We start from the raw sequence: 4,106 nt of genomic DNA, 5'->3' as shown, positions 1-4,106 counted from the left end.
CCATTCCCAGTTCCGAATATCCCACCCCAGCCAAACGCCCGGCGTGGTCGGTGCTCGACGTCGGCCAGGCCGTGCCACTTGTCCGGCAGCGGGCGCAGCGACTTGGTCAACAGGCGGATCGACTCGGCCTTGACCGACAGCTCGCCGGTCCTGGTCCGGGTCAGGCCGCCTTCGACGGCGATGATGTCGCCCACGTCCCAGCCCTTGAAGGCGGTGTAGGCGTCGCCCAGCGCGGCAGCCTGCAGGAACAGCTGGATGCGGCCGGACTCGTCCTGGATCTGCGCGAAACTGGCCTTGCCCATGATGCGCTTGGCCATCAGGCGGCCGGCCAGCTTCACCTGGCGGCCGTTGCCTTCCAGCACCTCGGCGGTCCAGGCATCGGCATCGGCGAATTCTGCCTGCAGCTGCCCGGCGAAGTCCTCGCGACGGAAGTCGTTGGGGTACGCGATGCCCTGCCCACGCAGCGCTTTGAGTTTCTCACGGCGCTCGGCGATCAACTTGTTTTCGTCGACGGGGGGGGTATCGGTAGCTTCGCTCATGGATCTGCGGGAATCGTGTAGTGAGGGGGGATGATGCGCCCGGCACAGCCGGTTGCCCAGCATACCAAAACCGCCCTCCCCCGGCCCCGCAGCCGCGGTAGCGCCGGGCCATGCCCGGCCATCGGCCGACCAGCATCCGGCGGGTGTGGCCCGGCGCTACCTCAGGCAGTCCCGGGAAACGCCTGGCGCAGCTCGTCCACCAGCACCCGCTGGTTCTCCGAGTAGTCCACCGGCACCGATACCAGATGCACCCCACCCTCGTTGAACGCGGCCTCCAGCGTCGGGATGAACTGCTCGATGGCGGTTACCTCATGACCCTTGCAGCCATAGGCTTCAGCGTACTTCACGAAATCCGGGTTGCTGAAGGTCATGCCGTAGTCGGTGAAACCATCCACCGCCTGCTTCCAGCGGATCATCCCGTAGGCACCATCGTTGAGGATCAGCACCACCAGGTTCAGGCCCAGCCGCCGCGCGGTCTCCAGCTCCTGGCTGTTCATCATGAATCCACCGTCACCGCACACCGCCAGCACCCGCCGCTGCGGGTACAGGATCGAGGCCATGATCGCCGACGGCAGGCCCGCGCCCATGGTCGCCAGCGCGTTGTCCAGCAGCAGCGTGTTGGCCACCTGGGTGCGGTAGTTGCGCGCGAACCAGATCTTGTACATGCCATTGTCCAGCGCCACGATGCCGTCCGGCGGCATCACCTGGCGCACGTCATGCACCAGCCGCTGAGGAGTGAAACCGGCCTCCTCGGCACGGTCGGCCAGATGCTCCAGGATGGTCGCGCGCAACGGCAGCAGCGCATCGGCGTTCAGCACCGCGCCTTCGATGCGGTCAGCCAGTTGGGTCAGCGAGCGGCCGATATCGCCGATCACTTCCACCTGCGGGAAGTACACCTGCTCCACCGCCGCCTGCGAGTAACCGATATGGATCACGGTCGGCCCACCCGGACGCATCACGAACGGCGGCTTTTCGGTCACTTCGTGGCCGATGGTCACGATCACATCGGCCTGGTCGATGGCCGTGTGCACGTAATCGCGCTCGGTCAGTGCGGCGGTGCCCATGTACAGGCCCGAGCCACCGGCCACCGCACCCTTGCCCATCTGGGTGGTGAAGAACGGGATGCCCGCGCGCTGCACGAAGGCCGACAGCGCTTCGCTGGACTGCGGGCGCGAGGCCGCCGAGGCGATCATCAGCAGGGGACGCTGGGCGCCGCGGATGATCTCCGCCGCGCGGTCCAGCGCTTCCGGGCTGGCAATGGGCCGATCCACCGCATGGGTGGGAATCAGGGTCACGCCCTCCACCTCGGTGGCGGCGATGTCCTCGGGCAGCTCCAGCAGCACCGGGCCGGGGCGCTCCTCCTGGGCCACGCGGAAGGCTTCGCGCACGATGGTCGGGATGGTGCGCGCCGAGACGATCTGACGGGCCAGCTTGGTCAGCGGCTTCATCGTGCTGACGATATCCACGATCTGGAAGCGCGCCTGCTTGCTGGCGACGATGCCCTTCTGGCCGGTGATCATGATGACCGGCCACGCGCCCAGCAGCGCATAGGCCGCACCGGTGGTGAAGTTGAGCGCGCCCGGCCCGAGCGTGGCCAGACACACCCCCGGCTTGCCGGTCAGGCGGCCGTAAGTGGCCGCCATGAATACCGCCGCCTGCTCGTGGCGGGTGATGACCAGCTCGATGCTGGAATGGCGCAGCGACTCGACCACGTCGAGGTTTTCTTCGCCGGGAATGCCGAAAATGCGCTCGACGCCTTCATTCTCAAGTGCGGCGACAAGCAGATCTGAACCCTTGGACATTGGAATGCCGTCCTTTTCGCTGGACTGGTGGTGGATCGTTGCAGGAAGGGAGGAAACCGCGCGTCAACGCTTGTCGAACCAGACGGTCTGCGCGTTGACGAACTCACGGATGCCGAAGTGCGAAAGCTCGCGGCCGAAGCCGCTCTTCTTCACGCCACCGATGGGCACGCGCGGATCGGAGGCCGAGAAGCCGTTGACAAACACGCCACCGGTCTGCAGCCGGCGTGCCAGCTGCCTGGCCCGCGCCGGGTCGCCGGTCCACAGGTTGCCGCTGAGGCCGAACTCGCTCTGGTTGGCCAGTTCCACCGCGTGGTCGGCGTCACGGGCGCGGCTGATCGAGGCGACCGGCCCGAACGTCTCGGCATCGAAGGCCTGCATGCCCGGTTCGACATCCACCAGCACGGTCGGGGCATAGAAGGCCCCCGGGCGGTCCAGCTGATGACCGCCGACCCGCAGCTGGGCACCGGCATCCACCGTGGCCTGCACCTGGGCGTGCAACTGATCCAGCAGGTCCTGGCGGGCCATCGGGCCGATGCGGTTGCCCGGCTCGCGGCCATCACCGATGGTCAGCGCCTGCACCTTCTGGCAGAACTGCGCCACGAACCGGTCATGGACGGCGTCTTCGACGATGATGCGCTTGCCGGCGATGCAGACCTGCCCGGTGTTCTGGAAGCGCGAGGCCACGGCCGCATCCACCGCTGCATCCAGGTCGGCGTCCGCCAGCACGATGAACGGATCGGAGCCGCCCAGTTCCAGCACCACCTTCTTCAGCGCCCGCCCGGCCTGGGCCGCGATGCTGCGGCCCGCGGCGACGCTGCCGGTGAGGGTGACGGCGGCGATGCGATCATCGGCAATGGCGGCGCTGGTGCCCTCACGGCTGATGTTGGCCGCAATGAAGGTACCCTCCGGCAGGCCGGCCTCGCGCCATGCGGCGTCGAGCAGTTGCGCGGTGCCGACAATGTTCTCGGCCGGCTTCAGCAGGAAGCCATTGCCCCCCATCAGGATCGGCACCGCCGCACGCATCACCTGCCAGTAAGGGAAATTCCACGGCATGATGCCCAGCACCATGCCCAGCGGCAGGTAGGACACATACGCCTGGTCGCCCGGGACCTGGGTCGGTTCATCGCGCAGGAACGGCGCGCCGTGCTCGGCGTACCAGTCGCACAGCACCGCGCATTTCTCGATCTCGGCCAACGACTCTGCGTGCACCTTGCCCATTTCGGCGGTGGCCATCGCGGCCAGGGGCTCGCGATCGCGACGCAGCACGGCGGCCATGGCACGCAGCACGGCAGCGCGCTGCTCCAGGGTCTGGGTGCTCCAGGCCGCGAAGCCGGCCTGCCCACGCTGCAGGATCGTTTCAAGTTCTGCGGCGCTGGCGAAGGGGTGGTTGGCGATCACCTGGCCGGTGGCCGGATCGCGGGAGATGGCGGTGGTGGGGGCAGCGGACATGCAGGTCTCCTGTTGTCTCGACAACGGGCCGGCAGCCCGTTTCCTGCACGGGAATGTGGACCTGATCGAAGCCGGCAACAAGGCGTCTGCGTATCCTGTGACCTGCACTTGCCTGTATAGGGGGGAGTGTTGTGGCAGGGCTTGCAGCCCTGCACCTGCTTCAAGCCACGGCCACGGCAACGGCAAAGACAACGTCAAAGGCAGGCTTTCCGTGGGATGGCGGGGTGGGTCCGGTTGAGGGGGACGGCGTAAATACGTCCCTGTAGCCTCGGTCGCGCCATCCATGGCGCTCACGCCCCCTCAACCGGACCCGGTC

General features: G+C 67.4%; 3 protein-coding genes. All 3 read right to left on the bottom strand.

Going from position 1 to position 4,106, the window contains the following annotated elements:
* Positions 1-539 (bottom strand): OB-fold nucleic acid binding domain-containing protein (locus ACQKDV_RS18565; protein WP_427785726.1); only part of this gene is annotated, 539 nt, incomplete at its 3' end.
* A 161-nt stretch (positions 540-700) separates the two neighbouring features.
* Positions 701-2,341, bottom strand: coding sequence for an acetolactate synthase large subunit (locus ACQKDV_RS18560; protein ID WP_427785725.1), 1,641 nt, complete (start codon positions 2,339-2,341; stop codon positions 701-703).
* A gap of 63 nt (positions 2,342-2,404) precedes the next feature.
* The gene (locus ACQKDV_RS18555) at positions 2,405-3,790 is read right to left on the bottom strand and encodes an NAD-dependent succinate-semialdehyde dehydrogenase (RefSeq protein WP_427785724.1); all 1,386 of its coding nucleotides are present in this window, start codon (positions 3,788-3,790) and stop codon (positions 2,405-2,407) included.
* Positions 3,791-4,106: the final 316 nt, after the last annotated feature.

This window comes from Stenotrophomonas sp. NPDC077659, assembly GCF_050268705.1.
Lineage (GTDB): Bacteria > Pseudomonadota > Gammaproteobacteria > Xanthomonadales > Xanthomonadaceae > Stenotrophomonas.
The sequence above is the reverse complement of the archived record's forward strand: the minus strand, read 5'-3'. Positions and strand labels throughout refer to the sequence as shown.

Bases quoted from the DNA above. Each gene is read 5' to 3' on its own strand.
- ACQKDV_RS18560 (WP_427785725.1), bottom strand. From the start codon at position 2,341: ATGTCCAAGGGTTCAGATCTGCTTGTCGCCGCACTTGAGAATGAAGGC.
- ACQKDV_RS18555 (WP_427785724.1), bottom strand. From the start codon at position 3,790: ATGTCCGCTGCCCCCACCACCGCCATCTCCCGCGATCCGGCCACCGGC.